Here is a 26,967-nt window from a genome sequence, read left to right as displayed (position 1 = left end):
GAGAAGAATGAGATTCAGTGCCGCCGGGCAAAAACTCAGTTAAGTTCCCTCACTCTCCTATTCGCCAACCCGAGAAGGGAGGCGGCCAAAATGACAAGGCCGGCAAGGCTCATGGACCAGGAGACCCCCATCTTCTCGAGCAGGAAGCCGAATAGAGCATAGCTGAGGGGCAGAAGCGCAAGGCCGCCGAACATTTCAAAACTGACGACGCGGCCAAGCAGCTTCTCATCGATCAATTCCTGGGTGACGCTATCCCAAATGATGATAAACGCAGTGAGACAGAAACCGATTCCACTGAGTAGCAGGAGGGTCAGCCAAAGAGCGGGCTTTAATGACAGGCACAGGACAAATACGCCGGATAACCCGATAAACAAGTAGTAAAGCACCCCTCTGTTTGATAGTTTGTTGATCTTTCCGATCACGACTGCACAGACCAAGGCTCCGATGGCCATCGAACTTAGAAATAGTCCATATGTCCGGACACCTTGGAAAGCGGATGCTGCATAAACCGGCAGGATGATCACATCGAATGCCGCGATTCCGACATTCGATACGGAACCGATCAAAATGCTAGCCCCGAGCCAGCCCCTCTTTCTGACGGTTTTCCATCCTTCCACAAAGTCATCAAGAAAATTATCGCTGCGGCCGTTTTCCTCCTCATCGGGGACAACTGTCCGAACCGCCACGAGAGTAACCAACAATGCGGACAGAAGGAATGTCACCGCGTTGATCGCATAAGCCACGTACAAACCGATGCTTGCGGCCAAAAACCCACCTATTGCAGGACCAATCATTTCATTTACTTGCTGGGAAATCGATCTTAATGAATTGGCCGAGATGAGCTGGGTCTTCTCAACAATCAACGGAGTGATGCCTCTCACTGCAGGTCTATAAAATGTGCCGATCAAACCGATGATGCCTGTCAGTAAGTAAACATGGATTAACCGGAGTTCCTCAACGACCAGCAGGATGGCGACGCTGAATACCAGCAAGCTTCTGATCAAGTCCGCGATCATCATGATCCTTTTCTTGGGCCATCGATCAACGAATACGCCGCTGGCCAGGAGAAAAACAAGTTGAGGAATGATGAAAATGGATTGCGCCAAACTAAGTTCCACTGCTCCTCCGCCGGCATGGAAGACCAGGAAGGGCAGGCAGGTCGTATAAACAGCCAGACCGAACATCGAAATGCTTTGGCCCGTCCAGAGAAAAAGAAAAGAGCGATTAGAGAGAAGGGAAGCATCCCCCTTTTCCATTTATTCAACCTCCTGTTACGACGAAACGAGGGCGCGGGAAGTGTCCTCGTGTTCTGATTAAATAGATTTATTAACATTTTTCAGAAGGAGAAAAGGGGTCGCCCCCAAACTCTGGGGGCCTACTGTTTAGACTTCTCTTCCTTTTTCCATTTGGTGTACATATAGACCACATCACCAACCACAATAAAAGTAGCTACAAGCGGCAACCACACTTTAATATAGACATTGTCGAAATCACGATTGCCTTCCACCCCTGTTGCAACTGAGATAACCCAGTACAAAAACGCAAGGGAGAAAGCACCGCCCCAAATAGAACGAATAAACTTGCCTTTGGTATCCAGGTCTCGGTACCGGATTTTGAAATCCCCCTTCACACCACCACCTCCACAATTATTTTACCATATTTTCAGAAAACCCCAACGAGGTGCGAAGCATCTTATGCCGTTCAAAACAGCCTCCAAAACCAGTGCTGGTTCGGAGGCTGTTTGTGTGTCTGAATCTTCTTCATGTCATTTTCTTCTCAGTGCCAATTCCCGCCTCGATACGGCCCTTTCCTGAACGGCAGCCACCAGTTCCATTTCCCGAACAGCTTCATGAGGCTCGGGACGAGGAGGAGGCGGATGATCGTGGCGTCGATGGCGACAGCGATTGCGATGCCGACGCCGATCTGCTTGACCGGCATGACGTCGGTGAAGGCGAATGCGCCGGTGAGGACGATCATGATGAGCGCCGCGGAGGTGATGATCTTGCTCGTTGCGGCGAGCCCTTCGACGGTCGCGCGGTCGTTGTCGAAGTCCTTCGTGTATTCCTCCTGGATGCGCGAGATAAGGAACACTTCGTAGTCCATGCTGAGTCCGAACACGAGGCTGAAGACGAGCACCGGGATGATGAGCGCGATCGTGCCGGCTTCAAGCCCGAAGTGGCCCCACTGGAAGATGTAGACGAGCGCGCCGAATGCAGCCGACAGCCCGATAATGTTCATGAGGATCGCCTTCAGCGGGATGAGCACGGAGCGGAAGGCGATCATGAGGATGATGAACGTCGAGACGACGATCAGGGCGAGCACCCAGCCGATTTTGTCCCAGATCTCATCGAAGATCTCCTGGTTGAACTTCGGATAGCCGCCGACGGACAGGTTCCACTCGGTATGTTTGTCCGCCCAGTCGCGGGCCCAGTCCTGGGCTTCCGCGGAGGCGCCGTCCGGCTTGAGCGTCACCGGGACGAGAAGGGAATCGCCGTCCGTGAAGGCATCCAGGAGTGGCTCGAGTGCAGCGGCGGCCTGCGGGGACTGTGCGGCCAGCATCCATTCGTCGGCTCCGCCGATGTCGCCTTCCGTGAAGATCGTTGTGACGCCATCCGTCCGCGGGTCGTCCAGCAGGGCATCCTGGATCTTTTCGATTTCCCGGATGCCGTTCTCGTCATCCCATCCGCCATCGGATTCTGCAATGAGATAGGCGTTCGAGTTGCTGAGGCCGAACTCGTCCTCGATCCTCTCGAAGGCCAGCCGGGAATCGTTCGTTTTCGGCAATGAATCCATTTCCGGGATGGTGAGTTCCATGTCCTTCACCGGAATCACGAAGATGCCGAGCACGAGGACGGCGCCAATCGTCACGAGCACCGGCCGACGGATGACCCGTTCGGCGAACTTCCGCCAGCCGGTCGCCCCGTTTTCCTTCACTTTGATGACGGTCCATTTGTTCAGTCGGTCACCGAGCACGAGGAGGACCGACGGCAGCAGCGTGAGCGAAGTCAGGACGGCGAGCGCGACGAGGATCATGCCGCCGAGCCCGATATTCTGGAAGATCTCGACACGGATGATGAACATGGCGCCGAGCCCGATAAACACGCAGAACGCCGAGAACAGCACCGAGCGCCCGGCGGTCAGGATGGTCGTCCGGACTGCATCTGCGACCGGCTGTTTTCTTCGCTCTTCGCGGTACCGGTTGATGAAGAGGAGCGAGAAGTCGATGGAGAGGGCGAGTCCGAGCATCGGGACGATGTTCATGATGAAGATCGACAGGTCCACCGAGCCGCCGAGGATCGTCAGGATGCCGAACGTCGTCAGCACGGTCGCAATCGCGACGAAGAACGGCACGAGCGCCGCGACGACCGAACCGAATGCGAGCAGCAGGACGATAAGTGCAATCGGCAGCCCGATCGCCTCCGCCTTGATCAAGTCGCGCTGGCTTGCCTTGTTGATGTCTTCTGTGATCGCGGACCCGCCGGTGAGCGTCGTGCCGCTTTCCTTCACCGCCTTGCGGATGTCGGCCACTGCGGCCGGCATATCCGCTTCATCATCAAACTGGAGCATCGCATAAGACAGCTCATCCGAATGGAGCGCGGCGTCATCAAGCGGGGAGACGATGTCCTCGGTGATGCCGAGCGCCTCCACCCGGTCCAGCTCCTGCCCGACCTTCTCGTCGGACAGCCCGTCAAAAACGAGGAACAAGGTCTCCGCCGGCATGCCGAACTCGTCGGCCACCCGTTCCATCACCTGTTCGTGCTCGCCGTCCATCCGGAACCCGTCGCCTTCGAGGACGCCGGGCAGCTTCACGGCCTGGAACGCCATGAACCCCGCGAGGAGAATCCAAAACGCAATGATCCACTTCGGAAAGCGGATTACGAAATTTGCCAAAAGGCGCACGGCACGTCTTCCTTTCCCTGCAATTAATCAAATCTTTCTATCATCAGTTTACAGGACGAAGGGCGGGGTGTCGTGCGGGAGGGGGGCCAAAAGTCGAGAGTGGAAAAGCAAAACCCGATCGTTACAGTTTGGATAAAGGAAAATGATATAATTATTTGAGAACTCAACAAACATGCTGGGGAGGGAATTCAGATGAAGTGGAGCGAAGTTCAAAAGGCCTTTCCAAATCGGTGGGTCTTAATCGAGGCTGTAAAGGCACATACGAGCGATCGCAACGAACGGATTCTTGAAGATGTAGCGGCATTAAAGTCGTTTAGCGACTCTCCGGGCGCAATGAAGGCATATCAAGAGCTTCACCGAGAAAATCCGGCGCGGGAGTTGTACGTTCTTCATACCAATCGCAGCAACCCGCAAATCATTGAAAAGAAGTGGGTGGGCCTCAGGCGATAAAGAAGTTATTTATGGAGGATGGCCTGTTGCTCGCAGACATTGACTTGACATATAAAGGTCTAATTGACACCGGATCAGCAGGCACAGTCATTTCTTCAGACCGAGCCGAATTCATCGGAATTATTCCGGAGGAAAATGACGTCATATACCGAATTAGCGGGGTGGGAGGCTCTGAGTTTGTATTTTCCAAAGTCATTGATTCCATTCGGATTGGATCTTCAGAGGCAAAGGATTTTCATACTGAAGTCGGAGCAATGAATTATGGTTTTGACTTGGATGGCATCATCGGGCTGGATTTGTTGATGCATATGAAGGCGACAATCCATTTGGATAAATTAACAATTGACTTTAGCTGTTGAAAATGAAAAGAGGACGGCCATCGCCATCCTCTTCCTCACTCATTCAAACCCCTTGTCCCGCCAGGATCCGGTCGTTGATCTGGTCACCGACTTCTTCGGTGGTGATGCCGAGTGCCAGGGCGATTTCGTGGAACAGCAGGTTCTGGATCATCGCCAGGGTTTTGCGGTCCTGGTCGTACATTTTCTGGTCCGTGGTCAACTGCCGGGTGATCAGGGCGTTGGCGACCTGGGCGATCTCTTTCCGGTTCCCGTTGCGGACCAGCAGGTCGTAGGCACGCCCCCGCTGCCTGGTATCCTCGATCCATTCGATGTCCGGCCGGCCGAATGATTCCATGAGCTCCGCCGCTTCGCCCCGGGTCATCACCTTCATGATCTTCTGCTTTTTCCCGTCTGCGGGCGTGCTGATCTTCAGCGTGGGCTCGGCAAGCGGGTGCAGCAAGTAATATGTCCGTGTCTGGCCAAATAAGTCTTTCTCGCAAATGTCCGTGATCTTGCAGAGTCCGTGTTTCGCATAAACGACGACATCCCCTATCTCAAACATCCGCATGACTCCTTCCGGTTGATTCGTCAACCTGGTTTACATCTATTATACGCAACTTTTGCATTTTGGTCAACCTGGTTGACAATTTAGGCGTTACTTGTCATGATAAGCACAAAACAAACTGTCATCCAAAGGGGAAGGATTTTATGGAGATGCGCACGATGGACCTGCTGGAATTGCTCGGGGAGCGTCATTCCCAGCTTCGCCGGCTGGCGGAAGAGCGCTGGGCCGCGCATTCGGACATCGAAATTTCCAATTCGGAGTGGCTCATCCTGGCAAAAATCGGCGAAGGCGAACCCACAATCGCGAATGTCGCCAAGCAGGTGGGCATCACCCGGCAGGCGACGCACAAACTCATTAAAAAGATGGTCGCCAAAGAACTTGTGGAAGTGAACGATGCCGAGGACAACAAGAAGGTGAAACGCGTCCGGCTGTCAAAGCTCGGGAAGCAGTGCTTCGAGGAAAACAACGGGCTGAAGGCGGAGCTGGAACAGGAACTGGAGGGCGTGATCGGCGCCGGGCAGGTGGAGCGCCTGAAGACGATTTTATCGATGGACTGGAACGTGGAGAAACCGGGAACAGGGGAGTAGAGCGGAAAGGAGGGAATGCCATGAAACGTCTGTCGGTGACCGAGTGGGTCCTGCTCGGGATCGGACTCATCATCCTCATCGCGTCATTCTTCAACCGGGGCCTGTTCCGGTATATGTTCCTCGCGTTTGCGCTTGCCTTCGTCTACCGGGTCGTCCGGCCGAAGGAAGGGGAAAAGCGGTCGTGGAACCTCCTGATTGTGCTCATCCTGCTGCTCGGATTCTTCTTCGCCGCTCCGTAAACGGAAGGGGGGCCAGACCTGATGCGCAAGCCTGAATGGCTTTTCTTATTCCTCGTTATCGTTGTTGGAATCGGGGCCCTTTTCAAGCCGTTTCTGCTTCGGTACCTGTTTCTCGTGCTGGCCGCCTCGTTCGCCTACCGGCTCATCCGGCCCCTGCCGGGAAAGGAAAGACACCGATGGCTGAACCTGATCGGTGTGGGGATTGGACTGCTGGCGTTCATTCTCATTCAACCTGAATAAAAGCAAATGGCCGCCGCCCCGAAAAATGGAGCGGCGGCTTTGATTCCGCAACAGGAAAAAACGCCGCCTCCCGAAGGAGACGGCGTTTTGTTGTCGTGATCTAAAATTAGATTTTTACGACGTTCGCAGCTTGGAGACCACGTGGGCCTTCCTCGATTTCGAATTCAACTTCTTGACCTTCATCAAGGGACTTGAAACCGTCTTGCTGGATAGCGGAGAAGTGTACGAATACATCGTCGCCATCTTCACGTTCGATGAAGCCGAAGCCCTTTTCTGCGTTGAACCATTTTACTTTACCTTGTTCCATGTTTGTTTCCTCCTTGCGTGCTTGTGGCACACGTGTGTTACTATCCTTGCTCAAGTCCTGATCAGTCAAGATGAAATTGGATCCATCCGAACGTCACGCCGAACAAAAATAATTCATTATCATCATAACAGCTCTGGGAAATTCGTGCAAGCCTTTTGCCGCAACTTCAAGAAGACAGACCTCTGTCTTTAAAAGATTCTGCTCTTCCGCCAAAGTTTTCCGAACTTTTGAAACCTCGGGCGCGACTCACCCGTATATGTATTTTAGCAGACGGCGGAGGTGGGGGAAATGGAATTGTTCGGGCTGCCGGTGACCCAGCTGTATCTGATCGTGCTCGTGGTCGCCGGCCTGGCAACGGTGCTGTATCTGTTTTTCGGAGATGTGGCGGATGGCGCCGGGGAAGCACTGCCGTTCGTCAATCCTGCGGTGATCCTCGCATTCCTGACGTTCCTGTCGGCGGCCGGGTTCATCCTGGAGAAGACGACCGGCATGGGAAGCGGCGTCATCCTGGCGATTTCAGCAGCGGGAGCGGGGGTCTTATCGTTTCTTCTTTATTTCTTCGTGCTGCTGCCGCTCCGGTCCGCGGAGGCCTCGACCGCCTACACGGATGAGTCGCTGCTCGGCGAAGTCGGGCGCGTGATCGTGCCGGTGCCGGCGGACGGGTTCGGCGAAGTCGTCATCGAGACGGTGAACGGCCTCATCCCGAAGCGGGCGGCCGGCTACGAAAACTCGGAGATCGCCTACGGCAAGGAAGTGCTCATCCTGGAAATCGAGGACGGGGCACTGATCGTGAAGGAATACGAACCGTTCCGCTTTCCCGACGCAACCTGAGCCGCCGCCCGTCTCGTCTTTGTCCAGTCGCTCAAGTCATTTACACCTAAAAGGGGGAAACAGTCATGGTATGGATTGCAGTCGGCATTGCGGCGTTCGTGCTGCTCGCCATCATCGGCGTCTACGTGACGCGCTACCGGACGGCCGGTCCGGACGAGGCGCTCATCGTCACGGGGAGCTACCTCGGTTCGAAGAACGTGCACACGGACGGCTCCGGCAATAAAATCAAGATCATCCGCGGCGGCGGGACATTCGTCCTTCCGGTGTTCCAGCAGGCGGCTCCGCTCAGCCTGCTTTCGAGCAAGCTCGAAGTGACGACGCCGGAAGTGTACACCGAGCAGGGTGTGCCGGTCATGGCGGACGGCACGGCGATCATCAAGATCGGCGGCTCGATCACCGAAATCGCGACCGCCGCCGAGCAGTTCCTCGGCAAGGCGAAGGAAGACCGCGAAAACGAGGCGAAGGAAGTCCTTGAGGGCCACCTCCGCTCGATCCTCGGGTCGATGACCGTCGAAGAGATCTACAAGAACCGCGACAAGTTCTCGCAGGAAGTGCAGCGCGTCGCTTCGCACGACCTTGCGAAGATGGGCCTCGTCATCGTCTCGTTCACGATCAAGGACGTCCGCGACAAGAACGGCTACCTCGACTCGCTCGGGAAGCCGCGGATTGCCCAGGTGAAGCGCGACGCCGATATTGCGACGGCGGAAGCGGAAAAAGAGACGCGCATCAAGCGGGCGGAAGCCGACAAGAATGCCATGCAGGCAGAGCTTGCGCGTGCCACGGAGATCGCGGAATCGGAAAAGGACAACCAGCTGAAAGTCGCCGAATACCGGCGCGAGCAGGACGTCGCGAAAGCGCGTGCCGACCAGGCGTACGAACTGGAATCGGCCCGCGCCAAGCAGGAAGTGACCGAACAGGAAATGCAGGTCCGCATCATCGAGCGCCAGAAGCAGATCGAGCTCGAGGAAAAGGAAATCCAGCGCCGCGAGCGCCAGTACGACTCCGAAGTGAAGAAAAAGGCCGATGCCGACCGTTATGCGGTGGAACAGAACGCGGCCGCAGAAAAGGCAAAGCAGCTCGCCGAGGCAGACGCCGAGAAATACCGCATCGAGGCACGTGCAAAAGCCGACGCCGAAAAAGTCCGGCTCGACGGAACGGCCAAGGCTGAATCCGAGCGGGCGCAGGGTGAGGCCGAAGCGGATGTCATCCGCCTGAAAGGCCTCGCCGAGGCGGAGGCGAAGCGCAAGATTGCCGAAGCGTTCGAGCAGTACGGCCAGGCCGCGGTCCTCGACATGATCGTCCGCATGATGCCGGAATACGCGAAGAACGTCGCGGCGCCGCTAAGCAATATCGACAAGCTCACCGTCGTCGACACGGGCAGCGGCGAAGGCGGCGGCGCGAACCGCGTCACCGGCTACGCCACAAGCCTCATGACCGGACTCCAGGAATCGCTCAAAGCCTCGTCCGGCATCGACGTGAAGGAAATGCTCGAAAACTACTCGGGCAAGCACAACCTTCGGCCGAGCCTCGATGACATCGCCTTTGAAATGAAGGAAAAGCGGGAGAAGGAAAACCCGCAAGCCGCACAGCCGGAAGACGAATCGCCGGCGGATGATGTGGAGACCGTGGAAGTTTAATAGAGAAGAAAGCCGGAGACCGTCCTGTGATGCAGGTGCGGTCTCCGGCTTTTTGATTGGATGGGTATCCTAACCGGCAATCGGACGCGGCTTCCCGAACAGATAACCCTGGAACAGCTGGAATCCGGCATCTTTCAGCCAGCGGAATTCCGCTTCTTCCTCGATGCCCTCGGCGAGCGGGACGCCGCCGGTGGACCGGGTCGCTTCAAGCACTTCAAGCGCGACTTTCTGCTTTTGGGGGTCGAGATGGACACCGGTGACATATTGCCGGTCGAGTTTCGTGTAGTACGGCTTCATCTCCCGGATCGTCTCGACCGTATTAAATCCGGCACCGATATCATCGAGCGCATAGCGGAATCCGTTTTTTCGGTAATAGTCGAGAATCCGCTTCAGGTGTGCCTGATCCTTCACCTTTTCCGTCTCGACGACTTCGAAGACGAAGCGGGAAGGGTCGATGCCCAGTTCGTTCGCCAACAATACCGTCGAGCGGAGGCAATGCTCGGACGAATAAATGGAGTTCGGGACAAAATTGATGAACACACGAGAACCAACGGCGGCCGACTGGCGGACAGCATTCATCCGGCATACCCGGTCAAGCGCATACAAACGGTTCCGGGTCCTGGCAGCTTCAAACACCGGAAACGGGGAAAGCACTTCCCCGTTTTCGCTCCGGAAACGGGCCAGCATTTCATGGGCATACAGCGTGCCGTCCCGGTCAACAATCGGCTGAATGTGGAAATGGACGGCTTCCGTGTCGATGATCTGGTCGATCCACTTGGCATCCAGCAGGGAGGCGGCCTCTCCGATCGGACGCCACTCGCCGCGGTCGATCCGGAACCGGATATGGGCTGTATCCATATGCCGGTCCATATAGTCGAGGAGCCCCTTCACCGCGGCTTCCCGTACGGTGAGCCGGCTGCCTTCCTCGCGGATGAGCAGACCGGCTTCATTCAGATAGCGGCGGATGGACGGGAGATGCGTTTCGTTGCCGGGTGTTGAAAACTCGATTTCAAATTCAATTGCCTGAGGCCTGCAGATGTCGCAGAACATGGGGGGTCACCTTGCTTTCGGGCTTGTCCGGCGTGTTGTCCGGCGGAATCAGTATGAATAGGCGTTTGGAAGCTGCTTGATTGATCTGTCTATCATTATATTCCAGAAGTCGGCAGGAGGCACGTTTAGGAGGGAAGTGATTCTGTTTGCTTAACATTCACAACGATTTGCTTAACATTCGGGGACGGTTGCTTAACATTCGGAGACGGTTGCTTAACATTCAAGGGCCTTTGCTTAACATTCACCGGTTTTGAACCTTATCTTAAGAATTTCTTCACTTTCCCCCTCGCTTTTCCTTCAGATTTCCCTTCTATACTGAAGTCAGCACTCATTATTGGAGGAATGAACATGATCGAAGTGAAAGGGCTGGCCCATTCGTTCCGGGTCGGCAAGAAGGGGAAGGAGACGGAAGTGCCGGTCCTCAAGGGGCTGACCCTCCAGGCGGCAGACGGGGAGATCGTGTCGATCGTCGGGCGGAGCGGTTCCGGGAAATCGACGCTGCTTCATATACTCGCAGGGTTCCTACAGCCTGACCGGGGCCAGGTGCTCGTGGACGGCACGGATCTGACGGCGATGACTGAAGCGCAGCGGGCGGCGTACCGGCTGGATCATTTCGGATTCGTGTTCCAGAACTTTCAGCTCATGCCGGGCCTGACAGCGTTCGAGAACGTCGAGCTGCCGCTCACGCTGAAGGGAGTTCCGGCCGCCGAACGCAGGCGCAAGGTGGAGGAACTTCTCAAAAACGTCGGACTGAGCGACATCCGGAGCCATTATCCGAACGAATTGTCCGGCGGCCAGCAGCAGCGGGTCGGCATCGCCCGGGCGCTGATCACTGAGCCGCCGATTATTTTCGCGGACGAGCCGACCGGCAGCCTGGACTCCGAGACGGAGCAGGACATCCTGTTGCTCATCCAGTCGCTCAACCGCACGTACGGCATCACGTTCGTCATCATCACGCATGATGATGAAGTCGCCGCGATCGCGGACCGGACGTACCGGATGCATGACGGCGAACTCGCGGAAGGGGGCCTCCGCCATGTCATTTAAAGATCAGATCGCCTTCGTCCGCCAGCACATCCGGCGCAACCGGCTGCGTGTGTTCATGACGGTGCTCGCCGCCACGATGGGCACGGCGTTCCTGATTGTCCTCGCGTCGGTCGGGTTCGGCCTGCACAAGACGATCAAAGACGAAGTCCTGTCCAATCAGATGATCACACAGGTGGAAGTGTACAGCGAGGAACTGACGGACGCGAAAACAGATGCAATGAAGGAAATGGATCACGTGAAGTCGGTCGTCCACCGCAAACAGCTGTCCCCGACCGCGTTCGCAGAACTGGATGGCTATACGGCCGGGCTCAATGCCTACTTCACTGATTTTAGCGAAGAGGAGACCTCGGGCTTCAAGCTGGCGGAAGGACGCTTCCCGGAAAATCCGGACGAAATCGTTGTCGGCTCCGGGTTCGCAGAGCAGCTGAGCGACGAAAAGGCGACCGTGAAGGAAGGCGAAGAGCTGCCGACCTACAAGGAAGACCTGCTCGGAAAGACGGTCACATTCCGGTTTGATCCGCTTGAAGAAGGTGCGGTGTCGGAGGAATGGCCGCTCAAGATCGTCGGTATCAAGGAAGCTCCCGGCAAAGACTGGGCGTTTGACGGCTATCTGTACATGGACCACCGGCTGATGCCCGAGATGGAAAAGGGCTTTGCCGCCGTTTCCCCGGAGCCGGAGGAAGGTGTGGAGCCGGACCCGTTCACTTATCCGCAGGTGAACGTCTATGTCGACAAGCTGGAAAATGTCAAAAGCGTCACTACCGCATTGAAGGATGACGGCTATTCGGTCTACTCGGTATCAGAGGAGATCGAGCAGCTCGACGTCTTCTTCCTGGCACTCAAGGCGGGCCTCGTCTTTGTCGGCACGATCGCCATCCTGATCGCCTCGATCGGCATCTTCAACACGATGACGATGGCGGTCACGGAACGCACGCGGGAAATCGGCGTCATGAAGGCGCTCGGTGCAGGGCCGAAGCTCATCCAGCGGCTCTTCCTCATGGAAAGCGCCTGGATCGGAATTGTCGGGACCGTGATCGCGGTCGTCATCTCCTACGGTGTGAGCTTTGCCGCAAACGCCGTGCTGCCGGTAATCGTGACGGCGGCCCTCGGGGAAGACGGCGCCGACCTCGGTGTGACGTTCTCCGTCATCCCGTGGCAGCTCGTCCTCATCGCATCGGCCATCAGCCTCGGCGTCGCCATGATCTCCGGCTGGCGCCCGGCTAGAAAAGCGACGAAGACGGACGTGATCGGCGCGCTGAGGCATGAACTTTAATGGGACGTATGAAGGAGGGGCTTCGGCTCCTCTTTTTTGTCTGACATAAAGTTGGCGAAACTCCCGTGCGCCGTCGCGCCGAGTCCGTGATAGACTTTGGATATTGGAGTTGATCATATGGTGAAATCAATCAATCACGAGGGCTTGCTGACGGAAGCCGCACGTTTTATCCGCGATTGCTACGGGGAACTGGGCTTTCCGCCTGAGCAGCAGGAGAAGAGGATCCGGGAAATCGAAGAAGAGATCGGGCAAAGCGGTACATATACCCATACCCATGATGAACTTGTGCACGGGGCGAAAATGGCCTGGCGCAACAGCAACCGCTGCATCGGCCGGCTGCTCTGGGAGACGCTTGAGGTCTTTGATGAACGGGAGACAAAAACGGCGGAAGAGGCCTATGACAAGCTCGCCCGGCACATCCGATATGCGACAAATGGAGGCAATATCCGCTCGACGATCACCGTCTTCCCGCCCCGAAAGAACGGGATCGACTCGATCCGCATCCGCAACCACCAGCTGATCCGGTATGCCGGCTACCGGGAAGGAGAGTCGGTCACCGGAGATCCGGCTTCCGTCGGGTTCACACAGGCTTGCGAGCGGCTTGGATGGCGCGGAGAGGGGACGCCGTTCGATGTGCTTCCGCTCATGATCGAAGAGTACGGACAAGAGCCGAAACTGTTTCCGATCCCGGAAGAGCTGATCATGGAAGTCCCGATCATCCATCCGGACATCCCCGGTTTTGCGGGTCTCGGCGTCCGGTGGTATGCGGTCCCGATCATTTCCGACATGCGTCTTGAAATCGGCGGCATTGATTACCCGATGGCCCCGTTCAACGGATGGTACATGGGGACGGAAATCGGGGCGCGGAATCTCGCGGACGCGGACCGCTATGATCTGCTTCCATCCGTTGCCCGGCTGATGGGCCTCGACACCCGGTCAGCCCGGTCCCTCTGGATCGACAGGGCGCTCGTCGAACTGAACGTCGCGGTCCTGCACTCCTACCAGCAGGCAGGCGTCACACTCGTCGACCACCATACCGCCGCCCGCCAGTTCCGGGCATTTGAGAAGAAGGAGCAAGACGCCGGCCGGGCGGTCACCGGCAACTGGACCTGGCTGATCCCGCCGCTCTCACCGGCCTCCACGCATCTATTCCACCGACCGTATGACAATGAAGTCCTGACGCCGAACTTCTTTTATCAGAAAGACTGAAAGTGACCCGTCTCCGAAAGAGGAGGCGGGTTTTTGTGAATGCATGACCGGTTGCTGTCCATCCCGCCATGCTTGGCGCCCCTCTATTGTATCCCCGGCGGAAATGTAGCAAAATAGAGGATGGATTGAATCAATAGAGACGGAAAGGATGAGGAATGATGGAATACCGCATCGAACATGATACGATCGGCGAGATCAAGGTGCCGGCGGACAAACTGTGGGGCGCGCAGACACAGCGGAGCAAGCAGAACTTCCGGATCGGCGGTGAAAAGATGCCGAAGGAGATCGTCAAGGCGTTCGCCCACCTGAAGAAAGCGGCGGCGATCACGAGCAACAAACTCGGCAACCTGACCGACGCAAAGGCGAAGGCGATTTCAGCGGCAGCCGACGAGGTTCTTGAAGGCGAGCTCGACGACAACTTCCCGCTCGTTGTCTGGCAGACCGGCTCCGGCACGCAGTCGAACATGAACATGAACGAAGTGCTCGCCCACCGCGGCAACGAGCTTCTTGAGGAGTGGGGCGAGGAAGACCGCCTCCACCCGAACGATGACGTGAACAAGTCCCAGTCGTCGAACGACACATTCCCGACGGCGCTCCACGTGGCATCCGTCACGTCGGTCATCGAGAACCTCCTGCCGGCGATCGATGTTCTCAAAGAGACACTCGACAAGAAGGCGAAGGAATTCGACGATGTGATCAAGATCGGCCGGACGCACCTGCAGGATGCAACGCCGCTCACACTCGGCCAGGAAATCAGCGGCTGGGTGCGCATGCTGGAAAAAGACCGCGTGATGGTCGAGCAGGCGGTCGGGCAAATGAAGGAACTTGCGATCGGCGGCACGGCGGTCGGCACGGGCCTCAACGCACCGGAAGGCTTCGGCGACCAGGTGGCAGCTCAGATCAGCGAACAGGTCGGCATCAAGTTCACATCTGCAGAAAATAAATTCCAGGCGCTCACGAGCTATGACGAAGCCGTCTTCACACACGGCGCGGTCAAGGCGCTCGCGGCGGACCTCATGAAGATCGCAAACGACGTGCGCTGGCTCGCAAGCGGCCCGCGCTCGGGCATCGGCGAAATCACGATCCCCGCGAACGAGCCGGGCAGCTCGATCATGCCGGGCAAAGTGAACCCGACGCAGAGCGAGGCGCTCACGATGGTCGTCGCCCAGGTCATGGGGAACGACGCGACAATCGGATTTGCCGCAAGCCAAGGCAACTTCGAACTGAACGTATTCAAGCCGGTCATCGCCTACAACTTCCTCCAGTCGGTCCGCCTCCTGTCCGACGCGATGATCAGCTTCAACAACAACTGCGCAGTCGGCATCGAGCCGAACAAAGAGAAGATCCAGGAACTCCTGGACAATTCGCTCATGCTCGTCACCGCGCTCAACCCGCACATCGGTTATGAAAATGCGGCGAAGATCGCAAAAACCGCACACGCGGAAGGCACCACGCTGAAGGAATCCGCCGTCAAATCCGGCCTCCTCACAGCCGAACAGTTCGACGAATGGGTCGTTCCGTCGAAGATGATCGGACGTTAATAGGAATGAATGAAGCAGCCGGAGACTCGTGTCTCAGGCTGCTCTTTTGTACTGTGGAAACTCCGGTGGATAAGGAGCAAATAAAATATATGGTATCGAATTAATGTAAACATGAAAAGGAACTTCATTTATCCATTTTTAAAAAAGTTTCAATAGTTTATTGAAAAGAACACAGAATTGTGAAAAAATATTTGAAAAGGAGGAGAAATAATGAAGAACAAGCTAAGGGCAGGACTCTTTGCCCTATTACTTTCAACCGGATTGTCGCCTATTGCCCATGCGGACTCAAGCAACGGTTTGCCGGGGTGTGGAATTTATAGTGAAAATCCTATTGAATCGAATTTTCAAGTATTAGAACAGCAAAAATTGAATAACCCAATTACCATTCAATGCGGCACAGCTGGTAACGCTTGGAATGGCATTAAATCAACAGCAAGATTGACAAACGATACTGGGAAAGTATTGAATTACAGAAAATCGGGTGGAAATCTTTAGAGGAATCGGGATTTTGATAAAATGCCCGGGAAGGTACAGGGAGCGGGCGAAGGAACTACTTTAAAAAAACTTCCTGACGGTAGGACGTTAACATCTTATACGAGCAGGGATGGAACCATTTCCCTTTCCTTTCCTTCCACGGCTAAAAGCGGGTATACTGATAAAATTAGATATGATTAATAAGTTAAATTCATAGTTGTAAGGGAGGATGAAATGGAAGAAATGATTTTGGAATCATGGCAGCCTGTCACGAACTTGGAGAGGAACGGCGTGTGTCAGACAAAACTGGAGATATCAGGAGAGGGATTGACGATTCATTTAGAGGATTTGAAAGGCAATCAAGTTCGGGTTCTATATGATCAAATGTCGCAGATTCATGACCATGTGTGGACGTTCAGATATACGGGGGAAGGCCCGAGAAACAATTTAGTAAAGCTTATGCAGACAGCAGATGCCAGAGCGGTTGGATTGAAAAGAGAAAGTGAGAGCTTTTATAAAGTAAAAAACTCCGATCTAATCAGGTGGTTTGACCAGTTGCCTTGGATGGGGAGCCAAGAGTATCCGAATGTAGAGCATCACCTGTATTTCACAATGAATGAAGTGTTTGAAGTTGTTGCAGATTATGAGCCGAAGTTCATATATGATTAACCGGACGACGACGTTAACTAGGGTCAGTTGCCAGTTTGCAGACTGCCAGCCACATGCTCTGCCGGTGACCAGAATTTGGATATTCTAAAGGAAAAGCGTGCTGGTGAATAAAAGATAACATGGTCTCCACCCGTTCCTAAATTCTTCATCAGCCCAATTTTCATGAAACTGTCACTCCACTTCCCATCCGCCATCCGGTATAGTGGTGCCAAAGGAGTGAACTTTGGTTATGAAAAAGAAGCTCATTTATCTACTCGCGGCTGCGGGCCTCATCCTCTCCGCCTGCGGCAATGAAGCGGCGAAAGAGAAGCCGGAGAAGGACGCAGAAGCACATGCGGGACACGACCATGCGGCACCGACCGAACGTAAAGTGAAGGAAGACCAGACTGTCCAACCGAACGGCGACCTCCAGGAAGTGACGGCGTCCGCGGATAAACTGCCTTCATTCCTCGATGACAAACCGGAAGACATGCGGCTCGTCTATCAGGTGGCGGGGGCCGCGACCGACATTCTCGAATGGATGCCGTGCTACTGCGGCTGCGGGGACAGCGCCGGCCACAAAAACAACTTGAACTGCTTCATTTCCGAAGTGAAGGAAGACGGCTCGGTCGTCTGGGACGACCACGGCACGCGCTGCCTCACTTGCCTGGAGATTGCGGTTGATTCCGTAAAGATGGCGAAGGATGGAAAATCACTGAAGGAAATCCGCGAAACCATCGATGAGACCTATAAAGAGGGCTTTGCCGAACCGACTCCAACGCCCATGCCGGCTTGAGGGGCCGGTTTTTTATTTACAACAGAAAAGGGGCTGTCCAGAAAGTCGATAAAAACGACTTTCTGTGACAGCCCCTTTCTGTTTTTTATCTCTCTCAAAAAAATAGAAAAAGACCGCTGCCTTTTGTAGAATGGAGTCACCACAACAACACACACAAAGGAGCGATCTTTTTATGTGCAATCCGAAGACTGCTACAACAGAGTATATCACAGAAATGGAGATCTTGGCAGAGGTGAACAAGCCTGAGGAAAAACGTCCAAAACGCCGGTTGGCGCCTGTCTTCAACCCCTATGATAACCGCCAGTCCTTCGCCATCTTCGATGTCGAATCGCTGGTTCCCGATGACCATGTGGCACGTGTCATTGATGAAATGATCGAGACGATTCCGGATGATCAGCTCATTGCGCATTATTCCGGAGGCGGCCGCAGTTCTTACCACCCGAAGATGATGCTTAAGATCATTCTTTACGCCTACTCCCAAAAGGAATATTCCTGCCGGCGCATTGAAAAGCTGACAAGGGAAAGCATTCCTGCTATGTGGCTGGCCGCCGGCCAGCTTCCCGACTACCGGACCATCAATGAGTTCCGCGGGGTCCGAATGCCCAAGATGATCGATGATTTATTCGAAGCGATGGTGATGGAATTGCATCATCGCGGCTTCATTGACTTTGAAAATTACTTCCTCGATGGGACGAAAATCGAGGCGGATGCCAATAAATATTCCTTTGTATTCAAGAAAGCGGTGTTGGGATACGAGGAAAAGCTGAAAAAGAAAATCAGCGAGACCCTGCAGGAGATCCATGAGATTGCAGAGGCAGAGGGATTCGAAATGGGAAGTCTGCCTGAAGGTGATCCTTCGGTGGAGGAACTGATGGAGACCGTCTCCCGTTTGGAAGGACAGGAAGAGATCCTGACGGACAAAAGTGAGAAAGAGACAGATACAGCGGTCCGCAAGGGAATCCGTAGAAAACGCTCGATGATCCGCAGGAAGCTCAAGTTGGTCCGGGATGACTTCATTCCGAGGAAAGAGAAATATGCTGCCCAGCTTGAGGTTTGCGGAGAAGACCGGAATAGCTACTCGAAGACAGACCCGGATGCCACATTCATGCGGATGAAAGAAGATCATATGAAAAACGGGCAGCTCAAGCCCGGATACAATATCCAGATGGCCACCGAAAACCAATTTGTTCTCTTCTATTCTGTTCACCAGCGGCCCACAGACACCCGGTGTCTGATCCCACACATGGAAGCCTACCGGGAAACTGCGCTGCCGATGCCAAAGCGCATTGTCGCGGATGCGGGATATGGAAGTGAGGAGAATTACCTGTATCTTCTCGGAGAGGAAGACGGAGAAGCGGTTGCCGATTTTCTAATCCCGTATAACACCTACTTGAAAGAACAATCGCGCAGTTATAAGAAAAACGCATACAACGCCAAGAACTGGGCGTATCACGAAGAGGATGATCTGTTCGTCTGTCCGAACGGACGGAAAGTCCGCTTCAAGAAATACATGAAAAAGAAAAATGCGTCTGGCTTCGTCCAGGATTTCAAAATCTATGAGTGCGAGGATTGCAGTGACTGCCCGTTGAAAGCACTGTGCACCAAGGCAAAAGGGAACCGGCAGGTTCACTGGAATCCGATTTATGAGGAATTGAAGGCCAAGGCAAGAAAAGCCCTTGATGATGAAACCCTAAAACAGATCTACGCCCTTCGGAAAATCGAAGTGGAGACAGTTTTTGGGAATCTCAAGGGCAATTTGGCGTTCCGTCGATTCCATCTTCGAGGGCTGGATAAGGTTCACTTGGAGTTTGGAATCCTGGCACTCGCCCACAATTTCCTGAAAGTGGCGGGCATCCTGCGGATGCCTTCTGCCAAACATATTCAAAATAAAAGGAAGGAGGCGAAAAACGATTTGTTTTTCGCCTCCTTCATCATTTTAGGGACTTATCGGACAGCCCCTGGTTGATTGAAGGATGGGCCGGACGCACAATCTCCATTTCCTTCCGGAGAGAGCATCACGGCGTTCAAGAATTTTGTCTGACTCGAGCATGCCGGAAATCCTCAACCAAACCATAGATCAACAGGACAATCCCAATGATGAAAAAGATAAGTGACAGCGCATAATACCCCGTCATATCCCTCTTGATATAGTTAATAACTTGTTCGATTAAAACAATATCTGCTTGATTGGCAAATATGACGGAAACCGAAATCATGCTGCCAATATACAAAAGACTGCCGATCAGCATCAGCCCAGTTCCACTGATTATTTTTCCCATGAAGCCCTCCCATTTCCGAGTGAAAGAGAACGCGTAGTATGTTATATATTCTGTTTTAACTAAAGTTGGTAATTAAATGCTCTATGATCCGTTGGTTTATTTCTATTGCAGGCGTCAAGGTTTTATTCGGTTGGTTGATTGAACGCTGGTCTGACGAACAGTTTCCGTTCCCGTTTGAATAGAACTTCACGTATTGGCGTTCAAGAGCGTTGTCTTAAACGGGCATGCCGGAAATCTTCAACCAAGCCATAGATCAACAGGACAATCCCAATGATGAAGAAACTCAGAGCCACCGCATAGTACATCATAAAATCGCTTTTTATATGGTAAAAAACTTGTTCGAATGAATTGGGGTTTGTTCGGGTGGCCCGACTGGCTAAAATTATGGAAATGGAAAGCATGCTGGCGATATTCATAAAACAGCTTATAAGCATCAGTCCGGCTCCGCCGATGATTTTTCCCATAAGATTCTCCTTTCTTAAAAACACTATTAATGATCAATTCTTCGGGCACTATATTCCATGTACCAGTCATCCTGGGCTGACAGTCCAAATTGCAAACCATAGAAGTCGTCAATAATACTCCAGGTCCCGGAGGCATATAGTTCTACCTTCCCGCCAAGTTGTGTGATATTGCCGTTTGATACTTGCTGGTTCCATTCCAGTCCGGGTTGGACTCCGCTGATATATGAAGTAACATCAGATACGCTTGTGAAGGTTGGTAACGCACCCAATAAATAGCTCTAATCCAATCGCTGAAGCCAGAGATCTCTTTTTCATTTAATCCGCTTCTTTTCCTTAAATTTTAAATATTCTACTACTTGTTTACACTATAAAAATACAGTTAAACATAATTCCTTTAACAAGAGATGAAGATAAACAAAATTGCAAAAAATAATAAGCTTGAAAAGGCGGAACCCGTGTTGGATGAGTTCCGCCTGATTTCATTAACTTCTTGCGAATGCCAGGCCGTCGGTCTGCTGTGAGAGCGGCCGGGCTTTGGACGAAGTAAATGGGCGGGTGTATGCCGACCGTGCTCTCTTTTGTATGGTAGACTCGCGGTAACGGAAAGGGGAGATAAGAATGAAGGAAGAGCCATTTTTCTGCTCGTGGAGCGGAGGGAAGGACTCGGCGCTCGCGTTTTATCGGGCGGTTCAGATGGGCGGCAGGCCGGAGCGGCTGCTGACGATGTTCGACGGGGAGGGCGACCGGTCGAAGTCTCATGCGGCGAGCGAATCGATCATCCGTGCGCAGGCGGATCGGCTTGAGGTGCCGCTCGTCATCCGACGTGCGGGCTGGACGGATTACAAGGACGAATTTCTGTCGGGGCTTGAGGAGATCCGGGAGGCCGGCATCCGGACAGGAGTGTTCGGCGACGTCGATCTGGAGGATCATCTGAAGTGGGTCCGGGACACATGCGCCGAGAAAGGAATGACGGCGGAGCATCCGCTTTCGGGGATGAGCCGCAAGGAAGTCGTGGAAGCGTTCCTCGACGCCGGCTTCCGGGCGTTGGTCGTCGTCGGGCAGGACGGGCGGTTTCCGACCGGGTGGGTCGGTCGGCCGTTTGATGCCGCGCTTATTCGGGATATGGAGGAGCGGGGAATTGATCCGTGCGGGGAATCAGGGGAATTTCATACGCTTGTGACGGACGGTCCGGTTTTCCGTGAGCCGTTGCCGGTCCGCATCGAGGGGACTACGGAACGTGATGGCTATACGTTCGCGAAGGCGGTCTTGGGGGAATGAAGGAAGACGCTGCGTTTGAAGCGTTCGACCGGGAAGATTGGACGGAAGCGGAAAGACTGTACCGGGAGCGGCTGGAGCGGGCGGCTGATGCCGCCGAAGAAGAGGCGGCGATGCATATGCTCGCATTCACCCTCGCCATGAACGGCGGGTTCGGGGAATCGCGGAAACTCTATTCGGAACTTCTCAGTAGAGCGGAGGAGCGGCACGAACCTGAGAATGTCGCGATCGCGATGCACCAGCTCGGCATGATCGGACGTTTTGAGGGGGATATCGATCAGGCCCGGCTATGGTTCAACAGGGAAAAGGAGTACCGGATGTCCAGGCTGCCAGAAGATCATGCCGGGTTTTCCGCCAACTCGTACGAACACGGAGAGATGGGGCTGATGGCGGGAGAGCCGGAGCAAGCGCTCCAAGCTTTCCGTCTCGCCCTCCGGCAAGGCAAAACCGCAGGAGACGACATATGCATCGCCTGTGCCTGGCGGGGAATCGGCCGGGCGAGCCAAATGATGCACCACGACCCGGCACCCGCCTGGCAACTGAGCATGGAAGCATTCCGGCGCGCAGGAGACGCAAAGGGAGAAGCAGAAGTGAGAAAGTTGATGGGTGAGTGAGAGGGTCGGAGGCTGCGGAAATTGGCGAAACTAAAGGTAAAGCGCTTGAAACTAAAGGTGGAGAGTTCGAATCTAAAGATAGAGCGCTTGAATCTAAAGCTGGAGCGCTTGAAACTAAAGAAAGGCTTGATATCTGCAGGATAAGTTTCGCATCATCCGCCACAAAGCACAAAAAGACTGCCGGGCCGTCATCTCGTGACGAACCGGACAGTCTTTTTCACGCTTCTTCCATTCCTTCCAATACGCCCTTCACCAAGTCCACGAACTTTCCACGCACGTTCGCAGCCACTTCGATTACCTCGTCATGGCTGAGCGGCTGGTCGAGGATGCCGGCCGCCATGTTCGTCAGGCAGGAGATGCCGAGAACCCGCAGTCCCGCATGCGCGGCGACGATCGATTCCGGGACGGTCGACATGCCGACCGCATCGGCGCCGAGCGTACGGATCATCCGGATCTCGGCCGGTGTTTCGTACGCCGGGCCGCTCCACCAAGCATAGACCCCTTCGCGAAGGCCGAATCCGAGCTGATCCGCCGTGCGAAGTGCCAGGCTGCGCAGCTTTTTATCATAAGCCCGCGTCAGATCCGGGAAGCGGGTGCCGAGCTCGTCGATGTTCGGACCGATGAGCGGATTCGTCCCCGTCAGATTGAGATGGTCGGTGATCAGCATCAGATCACCCGGCTTGAATCCTTCATTCACCGAACCGCACGCATTCGTGATGATCAGATCGCTCACGCCGAGCGCCTTCATGACACGCACCGGGAATGTCACTTCTTCAAGCGTAAACCCTTCATAATAATGGAAGCGCCCCTTCATCGCCGCCACCGACCGTCCGTTCAGCCGTCCGATCACGAGCTCATTCGCATGCCCGACGGCGCCCGACTTTGCAAAATGAGGAATTTCAGAATACGGGATATGAACCGCATCCTCAATCTCATCCGCAAGCGAACCAAGCCCCGAACCGAGGATGAGCCCCGTCGCCGGCCGATGATCCGCCTTTCCGGTGATGAACGCTCTGGCTTCTTCGATCTTTTGAATCAACTCCATTTGGATGCACTCCATTCTATAGGAAGGTTGGGGATTGGCGAAACACGTTTCGGCGGCAATCCCCTGTTTTAATTGCAAATCGACTGCTTTGATTGCAAATCTGTCGGTCTAATTGCAAATTCCTAATTCTAATTGCAAGTCTACCGTTCTAATTGCAAATTCCCGATTCTAATTGTAAATCCACCGGCCTAATTGCAAATTCCTGATTCTAATTGCAAATCGATCATTCTAATTGCAATTTCCCGCTCCTAATTGCAATTTCCCACATTTCCCCTACACCGGCAGTCCACAATTCGCCATCTACCAATCCAGCAGGCTGTTGAGTTCGCGTTCGAGGAATGGTTCGGCGCCGAGGAGGTCGCGGAACTGCTTGTACCGGAGAATCCGGTCGGCGCCGGGTTTCCGGCCGGTCCGGTAGGCGCGGATCATGATGTTCTTCGGCGTGTGTTCCATGTCGATGAACTCGAGGATCTGGGCATCGTACCCGGCCAGCCCGAGCAGTTCCGCCCGGATCGAGTCGGTGGCGAGCGCGGCGAACCGTTCTTTGATGAGCCCGTGCTGGAGCATGACGCCGAGCTCCGGCGCATCCAGCTGGCCGAACAGTTCATGCTGGCAGCACGGGACGCTGAGGATCACTTCGGCGCCCCAGCGGACCGCGCGTCCGAGCGCCGCGTCGGTCGCGACGTCACACGCGTGGAGCGTTACGACCATGTCGACCCGCGTTTCTTCATTATAATCGTTGATGTCGCCGACGAGGAATTCGAGGCTGTCCCCGTAGCCGAGGTCGGCCGCGATCTGCCGGCATTCCTCGATGACTTCCTTTTTCAGGTCAAGTCCTGTCACCTGCACGTCGAGGCCCTGCTCGATCTTCAGATAATGATAAAGTGCGAATGTCAGATACGATTTGCCGGAGCCGAAGTCGAGAATCCGGATCGTCCGGTCTTTCGGCAGATGATGGAGACTGTCGGCGATGAACTCGGTGAACCGGTTGATCTGCCGGAACTTGTCCATCTTGCCTTTCTTCACCTTGCCGTCGGGCGTCTGGACGCCGAGCCGGACGAGGAATGGATACGGTTTGCCTTCCTCGAGCAGGTACTGTTTTTTTCGGTCATGCGACAAGTCGGCAGCCGCCTGATTTCCGGTCTGCTTCGACTTCCAGGCAACTTTGAGCTTTTTGGAGAGCATGATCTGTACATCCTCGCCGGTGAATGAAGCCTGCATCTGGCGGAAATCGCGCAGCCGGCGGTCCAGCTCTTCGCGGATTCCGGCCGCCGGGACGTTCTCATGCTTGAGGATCCGCTCGTACTGATACTCAAACTGAATGTAGAGCTCGCCGCGCAGCTCGACCGGCTTCAGCCGGATGCGCTGCAGGCCCTCCGACTTCCGCCGTGGCCCGCTGATTGTCGCCTTGATGAGATGTCCGTCCGCCATGCGCCCGGCGAGCTCGTCCAGCATTTCTTCAAATTCCATCATTCACCCTGCTTTCTTCTGATTCACCGCGGCCATCCGCGGCCAAACTCGCGTCACTCGCGGCCAAACTCGCGTCACTCGCGGCCAAACTTGCGTCACTCGGATCCAAACTTGCGTCACTCGCGCCGACTTGGCTCACTCGCGGCCAAACTCGCGTCACTCGCGGCCAAACTTGCGTCACTCGAAGCCAAACTCGCGTCACTCGCGGCCAAACTTGCGTCACTCACGCTCAAACTCTCCTCACTCACCCGCTCAATCAAACCGGAATCCGCGATTCTCGAGGAATTCCTTCATATGCTCCCGCCGCGGACCCCGGAGGAAGCGGGACATTGAGGATGTCCAGTCGTCTTCTTTCGTGTTGGCGCTGCGGCCTGCGTAATATTCGCGCATCGTTCCGTCGTACTCGGGGAGCAGCTCATCGTATTTGCTCTCGTCGTATTCATTTTCGTGGAGCACCGCCTCGACCGGCAGGCGCGGCTTCACTTCATGCCGGACAGCGGGAATGCCGATCGTCATGCCGTACATCGGAGCGACGCCGTCGGGAAGGCCGAGCAGGTCGCTGATCTTCTGGGGCGCGTTCCGCACGCCGCCGATATAGCAGATGCCGTAGCCTTCGGATTCCGCGGCGACCGCGACGTTCTGGGCGAACAGCGCCGTGTCGGTCACGCCGACGACAAGGGCTTCCGCATTCGCATACGCAATGCGCTCGCCGTGGAGTTCCGCAGCCTTCTCCAGCCGCCGGAAGTCCATGCAGAAGATGAGCACGGCGCCGGCACCGAGGAATTGCTTCGGATTTTTCGATAGTTCTGCGAGTGCTTCCCGCTTGGCCCGGTCCGTCACGTGGATGACCGAATAGGCCTGTACAAAATGGGAGCTCGCCGCGTGCTGGCCGGCCCGGATGAGCCGTGCGACCGTCATGCGGTCGAGCTCCTTGTCTTCATAGTCCCTCACCGATGAATGAGACATCAACAGTTCGATTGCCAATGCAAACCCCTCCGTCTTCTAAGTCTTTCGTCGTACTTATTAGCTTATCAAAACCGATTTGGGGTAAACAGTTTTTAGCATACATAAATGAAAGGGGAGTTGCTTGGTGGGCAATCTTTTTGAACATATTTCGTTGACTGCCATGATTTTGTTCATCCTGCTCGTCGTCGGGCCGGTCGTGACACTCATTTATCTGTTTTTCTATGACCGGGGGCAGAAGCAGCACTCGATCCTCCGGAATTTCCCGATTCTCGGACGGGTCCGCTATTTCCTGGAACGGACGGGGCCGGAGTTCCGGCAGTACCTGTTCTCGGACGACAACGCAGGCAAGCCGTTCAGCCGCGAGGAATATCTGGCCATGGTGCTTCCGGGGAAGTACAAGAGCAACCTGATCGGCTTCGGCTCCAAGCGCGATTTTGAAGAGCCGGGCTATTACATCAAGAACGCGATGTTCACAAAACAGAACGAAGAAATGCGGGTCGATAACACGGAACTCGTCAACACCCGCCACTACGTGATCGATGACGAGGGCCTGTTCACCCGGAAGGAGCATATGGAAGAGATCCCGGCACTTTCGTGGCTGCTGCCGCCTGATGAGGCGGTCGTCATCGGGCCGGACTGCGAACAGCCGTTCAAGGCGCGCAGCCTGCTCGGCCAGTCGGGGATGAGCTACGGGGCGCTCGGAAAAAACGCCATCACCGCGCTGTCAAAGGGGATCGGCATGGCGAAAGGTGCATGGATGAACACAGGAGAGGGTGGTTTGTCCGATCACCATCTGTCCGGCGGGCCGGAGATCATTGCCCAGATCGGTTCCGGGCTGTTCGGCTTCCGGACCGAAGACGGCGAGTTCGACATTGAAAAAGTCCGTGAAAAAGCGGCCATTCCTAACGTGCGGGCGTTCGAGCTGAAACTCGCACAAGGCGCGAAAATGCGCGGCGGCCACGTGGAAGGCGCGAAAGTGACCGAGGAGATCGCCCAAATCCGGACCGTCCAGCCGTACACCACGATCAACAGCCCGAACCGGTTCAATCAATTCAGCGACTATCCGTCGATGTTCGACTTTATCGGCCGGATCCGCGAAGCCGGCGGCAAGCCGGTCGGCATCAAGGTTGTCATCGGCAGCAAAAGCGAGGCGGACGAGCTGGCATCCTGGATGGAGAAGACCGGAAAAGGCCCTGACTTCATCACCGTCGATGGGTCCGAAGGCGGGTCCGGCGCGACTTACCGGGACATGGCGGACAGCCTTGGCCTGCCGATCAAGACGGCGCTCACGATTCTCGACGATTCGCTCCGCGAACACGGCGTGCGCGACCGGGTGAAGATCATCGCCTCAGGCAAGATCACGACGCCGGACAAAGCGGCCGTCGCCCTGGCGCTCGGGGCGGACCTCGTCCAGATCGCCCGCGGCTTCATGATTTCCGTCGGCTGCATCATGGCTCTCCGCTGCCACACGAATGAGTGCCCGGCCGGCGTCGCGACGACCGATGAAAGCCTGCAGAAGGCGCTCGTCGTGGATGAGAAGAAATACCGGGTGACCAACTACATCCTCACGATGCGCGAAGGGCTGTTCCGGATGGCCGCGGCGGCCGGGCTCGACTCGCCGACCAAGTTCAACCGCAGCCACCTCGTCTACATGGACGAACGCGGCCGCGCACATCCGGTCGCTTCCTATCGCGATCAAGTCAGTTCCAAATAAGAAAAGGC

Annotated in this window: 29 protein-coding genes; 18 read left to right on the top strand and 11 right to left on the bottom strand. The window is 55.1% G+C overall.

Annotated elements, in window-relative coordinates:
• Nucleotides 1–35 precede the first annotated feature (35 nt).
• From BN1189_RS03380 to BN1189_RS03370, 3 genes are all read right to left on the bottom strand, one after another.
• Nucleotides 36–1,256, bottom strand: a complete 1,221-nt coding sequence (locus BN1189_RS03380; RefSeq protein WP_040225425.1) for an MFS transporter — start codon at nucleotides 1,254–1,256, stop codon at nucleotides 36–38.
• 119 nt (nucleotides 1,257–1,375) lie between these two features.
• Entirely contained in the window at nucleotides 1,376–1,630 is a 255-nt protein-coding gene (locus tag BN1189_RS03375; RefSeq protein WP_040225423.1) for a hypothetical protein, read from the bottom strand.
• 146 nt (nucleotides 1,631–1,776) lie between these two features.
• Nucleotides 1,777–3,900: an MMPL family transporter gene (locus BN1189_RS03370; protein ID WP_040225422.1), complete on the bottom strand. Its 2,124-nt coding sequence runs from the start codon at nucleotides 3,898–3,900 to the stop codon at nucleotides 1,777–1,779.
• Nucleotides 3,901–4,092: 192 nt separating this feature from the next.
• On the opposite strand from BN1189_RS03370, the gene BN1189_RS03365 reads away from it, so the two are divergent.
• Nucleotides 4,093–4,350, top strand: coding sequence for a hypothetical protein (locus BN1189_RS03365; protein WP_040225421.1), 258 nt, complete (start codon nucleotides 4,093–4,095; stop codon nucleotides 4,348–4,350).
• Between the two features lie 26 nt (nucleotides 4,351–4,376).
• Complete coding sequence (locus BN1189_RS03360; RefSeq protein ID WP_179860897.1) at nucleotides 4,377–4,709, top strand: retropepsin-like aspartic protease; 333 nt, start codon at nucleotides 4,377–4,379, stop codon at nucleotides 4,707–4,709.
• A 43-nt stretch (nucleotides 4,710–4,752) separates the two neighbouring features.
• On the opposite strand, the gene BN1189_RS03355 is transcribed toward BN1189_RS03360, so the two are convergent.
• Complete coding sequence (locus BN1189_RS03355) at nucleotides 4,753–5,250, bottom strand: CarD family transcriptional regulator (RefSeq protein WP_040225418.1); 498 nt, start codon at nucleotides 5,248–5,250, stop codon at nucleotides 4,753–4,755.
• 146 nt (nucleotides 5,251–5,396) lie between these two features.
• Between BN1189_RS03355 and BN1189_RS03350 the strand changes: the two genes are divergently transcribed.
• From BN1189_RS03350 to BN1189_RS03340, 3 genes are read left to right on the top strand one after another with little or no spacing between them, the layout of a single operon-like run.
• On the top strand, nucleotides 5,397–5,840 hold the full coding sequence (locus BN1189_RS03350; protein WP_040225416.1) for a MarR family winged helix-turn-helix transcriptional regulator: 444 nt from the start codon (nucleotides 5,397–5,399) through the stop codon (nucleotides 5,838–5,840).
• Between the two features lie 20 nt (nucleotides 5,841–5,860).
• Nucleotides 5,861–6,079: a hypothetical protein gene (locus BN1189_RS03345; protein ID WP_040225413.1), complete on the top strand. Its 219-nt coding sequence runs from the start codon at nucleotides 5,861–5,863 to the stop codon at nucleotides 6,077–6,079.
• Nucleotides 6,080–6,100: 21 nt separating this feature from the next.
• Nucleotides 6,101–6,319 carry a hypothetical protein gene (locus tag BN1189_RS03340; RefSeq protein ID WP_040225411.1) on the top strand — a complete coding sequence of 73 codons (219 nt, stop codon included), beginning with the start codon at nucleotides 6,101–6,103 and terminating at the stop codon, nucleotides 6,317–6,319.
• A 106-nt stretch (nucleotides 6,320–6,425) separates the two neighbouring features.
• Here BN1189_RS03340 and BN1189_RS03335 read toward each other — a convergent pair whose 3' ends face one another.
• Nucleotides 6,426–6,626 (bottom strand): cold-shock protein, encoded by a 201-nt coding sequence (locus BN1189_RS03335; protein WP_040225409.1) that lies wholly within the window; start codon nucleotides 6,624–6,626, stop codon nucleotides 6,426–6,428.
• Between the two features lie 288 nt (nucleotides 6,627–6,914).
• Between BN1189_RS03335 and BN1189_RS03330 the strand changes: the two genes are divergently transcribed.
• Both BN1189_RS03330 and BN1189_RS03325 read left to right on the top strand, forming a co-directional pair.
• On the top strand, nucleotides 6,915–7,457 hold the full coding sequence (locus BN1189_RS03330) for an NfeD family protein (protein WP_040225405.1): 543 nt from the start codon (nucleotides 6,915–6,917) through the stop codon (nucleotides 7,455–7,457).
• A gap of 65 nt (nucleotides 7,458–7,522) precedes the next feature.
• Entirely contained in the window at nucleotides 7,523–9,094 is a 1,572-nt protein-coding gene (locus BN1189_RS03325; RefSeq protein WP_040225403.1) for a flotillin family protein, read from the top strand.
• 69 nt (nucleotides 9,095–9,163) lie between these two features.
• Here BN1189_RS03325 and BN1189_RS03320 read toward each other — a convergent pair whose 3' ends face one another.
• The gene (locus BN1189_RS03320) at nucleotides 9,164–10,144 is read right to left on the bottom strand and encodes an EAL domain-containing protein (protein WP_040225401.1); all 981 of its coding nucleotides are present in this window, start codon (nucleotides 10,142–10,144) and stop codon (nucleotides 9,164–9,166) included.
• 348 nt (nucleotides 10,145–10,492) lie between these two features.
• Between BN1189_RS03320 and BN1189_RS03315 the strand changes: the two genes are divergently transcribed.
• The 8 genes from BN1189_RS03315 to BN1189_RS03285 all read left to right on the top strand — a co-directional run bounded on the left by BN1189_RS03315 (nucleotide 10,493) and on the right by BN1189_RS03285 (nucleotide 19,098).
• Nucleotides 10,493–11,191, top strand: coding sequence for an ABC transporter ATP-binding protein (locus BN1189_RS03315; protein WP_040225398.1), 699 nt, complete (start codon nucleotides 10,493–10,495; stop codon nucleotides 11,189–11,191).
• Nucleotides 11,181–12,464, top strand: a complete 1,284-nt coding sequence (locus tag BN1189_RS03310) for an ABC transporter permease (protein ID WP_040225396.1) — start codon at nucleotides 11,181–11,183, stop codon at nucleotides 12,462–12,464. Before BN1189_RS03315 ends, BN1189_RS03310 begins: the two co-directional genes overlap by 11 nt.
• A gap of 117 nt (nucleotides 12,465–12,581) precedes the next feature.
• Nucleotides 12,582–13,673 (top strand): nitric oxide synthase oxygenase, encoded by a 1,092-nt coding sequence (locus BN1189_RS03305; protein ID WP_040225394.1) that lies wholly within the window; start codon nucleotides 12,582–12,584, stop codon nucleotides 13,671–13,673.
• A 158-nt stretch (nucleotides 13,674–13,831) separates the two neighbouring features.
• Nucleotides 13,832–15,214 carry a class II fumarate hydratase gene (gene fumC / locus BN1189_RS03300; protein WP_040225486.1) on the top strand — a complete coding sequence of 461 codons (1,383 nt, stop codon included), beginning with the start codon at nucleotides 13,832–13,834 and terminating at the stop codon, nucleotides 15,212–15,214.
• Nucleotides 15,215–15,424: 210 nt separating this feature from the next.
• Nucleotides 15,425–15,709, top strand: coding sequence for a hypothetical protein (locus tag BN1189_RS15785; protein ID WP_143242236.1), 285 nt, complete (start codon nucleotides 15,425–15,427; stop codon nucleotides 15,707–15,709).
• 213 nt (nucleotides 15,710–15,922) lie between these two features.
• A complete protein-coding gene (locus tag BN1189_RS03295) occupies nucleotides 15,923–16,357 on the top strand; it encodes a hypothetical protein (protein WP_040225392.1) in 435 nt (144 codons plus the stop codon).
• A 229-nt stretch (nucleotides 16,358–16,586) separates the two neighbouring features.
• Nucleotides 16,587–17,132: a PCYCGC motif-containing (lipo)protein gene (locus BN1189_RS03290; protein WP_040225390.1), complete on the top strand. Its 546-nt coding sequence runs from the start codon at nucleotides 16,587–16,589 to the stop codon at nucleotides 17,130–17,132.
• 172 nt (nucleotides 17,133–17,304) lie between these two features.
• Nucleotides 17,305–19,098 carry an IS1182 family transposase gene (locus BN1189_RS03285; RefSeq protein WP_052455603.1) on the top strand — a complete coding sequence of 598 codons (1,794 nt, stop codon included), beginning with the start codon at nucleotides 17,305–17,307 and terminating at the stop codon, nucleotides 19,096–19,098.
• A gap of 58 nt (nucleotides 19,099–19,156) precedes the next feature.
• Here BN1189_RS03285 and BN1189_RS03280 read toward each other — a convergent pair whose 3' ends face one another.
• Both BN1189_RS03280 and BN1189_RS03275 read right to left on the bottom strand, forming a co-directional pair.
• Nucleotides 19,157–19,411, bottom strand: a complete 255-nt coding sequence (locus BN1189_RS03280) for a hypothetical protein (protein ID WP_040225386.1) — start codon at nucleotides 19,409–19,411, stop codon at nucleotides 19,157–19,159.
• A gap of 200 nt (nucleotides 19,412–19,611) precedes the next feature.
• Nucleotides 19,612–19,875 (bottom strand): hypothetical protein, encoded by a 264-nt coding sequence (locus BN1189_RS03275; RefSeq protein ID WP_040225384.1) that lies wholly within the window; start codon nucleotides 19,873–19,875, stop codon nucleotides 19,612–19,614.
• 618 nt (nucleotides 19,876–20,493) lie between these two features.
• On the opposite strand from BN1189_RS03275, the gene BN1189_RS03270 reads away from it, so the two are divergent.
• Nucleotides 20,494–21,153, top strand: coding sequence for a hypothetical protein (locus BN1189_RS03270; protein ID WP_040225381.1), 660 nt, complete (start codon nucleotides 20,494–20,496; stop codon nucleotides 21,151–21,153).
• Nucleotides 21,150–21,764 carry a tetratricopeptide repeat protein gene (locus BN1189_RS03265; RefSeq protein ID WP_040225379.1) on the top strand — a complete coding sequence of 205 codons (615 nt, stop codon included), beginning with the start codon at nucleotides 21,150–21,152 and terminating at the stop codon, nucleotides 21,762–21,764. Before BN1189_RS03270 ends, BN1189_RS03265 begins: the two co-directional genes overlap by 4 nt.
• 217 nt (nucleotides 21,765–21,981) lie before the next feature.
• Here the strand turns inward: BN1189_RS03265 and BN1189_RS03260 are convergent, their stop codons facing one another.
• The 3 genes from BN1189_RS03260 to BN1189_RS03250 all read right to left on the bottom strand — a co-directional run bounded on the left by BN1189_RS03260 (nucleotide 21,982) and on the right by BN1189_RS03250 (nucleotide 25,263).
• Nucleotides 21,982–22,809 (bottom strand): purine-nucleoside phosphorylase, encoded by an 828-nt coding sequence (locus BN1189_RS03260; protein ID WP_040225376.1) that lies wholly within the window; start codon nucleotides 22,807–22,809, stop codon nucleotides 21,982–21,984.
• Between the two features lie 300 nt (nucleotides 22,810–23,109).
• Nucleotides 23,110–24,279, bottom strand: coding sequence for a class I SAM-dependent methyltransferase (locus BN1189_RS03255; RefSeq protein WP_040225482.1), 1,170 nt, complete (start codon nucleotides 24,277–24,279; stop codon nucleotides 23,110–23,112).
• Nucleotides 24,280–24,531: 252 nt separating this feature from the next.
• The gene (locus BN1189_RS03250; RefSeq protein ID WP_098049673.1) at nucleotides 24,532–25,263 is read right to left on the bottom strand and encodes an NADPH-dependent oxidoreductase; all 732 of its coding nucleotides are present in this window, start codon (nucleotides 25,261–25,263) and stop codon (nucleotides 24,532–24,534) included.
• A 142-nt stretch (nucleotides 25,264–25,405) separates the two neighbouring features.
• On the opposite strand from BN1189_RS03250, the gene BN1189_RS03245 reads away from it, so the two are divergent.
• On the top strand, nucleotides 25,406–26,959 hold the full coding sequence (locus BN1189_RS03245; RefSeq protein ID WP_098049682.1) for an FMN-binding glutamate synthase family protein: 1,554 nt from the start codon (nucleotides 25,406–25,408) through the stop codon (nucleotides 26,957–26,959).
• Nucleotides 26,960–26,967 lie beyond the last annotated feature (8 nt).

The sequence above is a fragment of the Bhargavaea cecembensis genome, assembly GCF_000826125.2.
Lineage (GTDB): Bacteria > Bacillota > Bacilli > Bacillales_A > Planococcaceae > Bhargavaea > Bhargavaea cecembensis_B.
The sequence above is the reverse complement of the archived record's forward strand: the minus strand, read 5'-3'. Positions and strand labels throughout refer to the sequence as shown.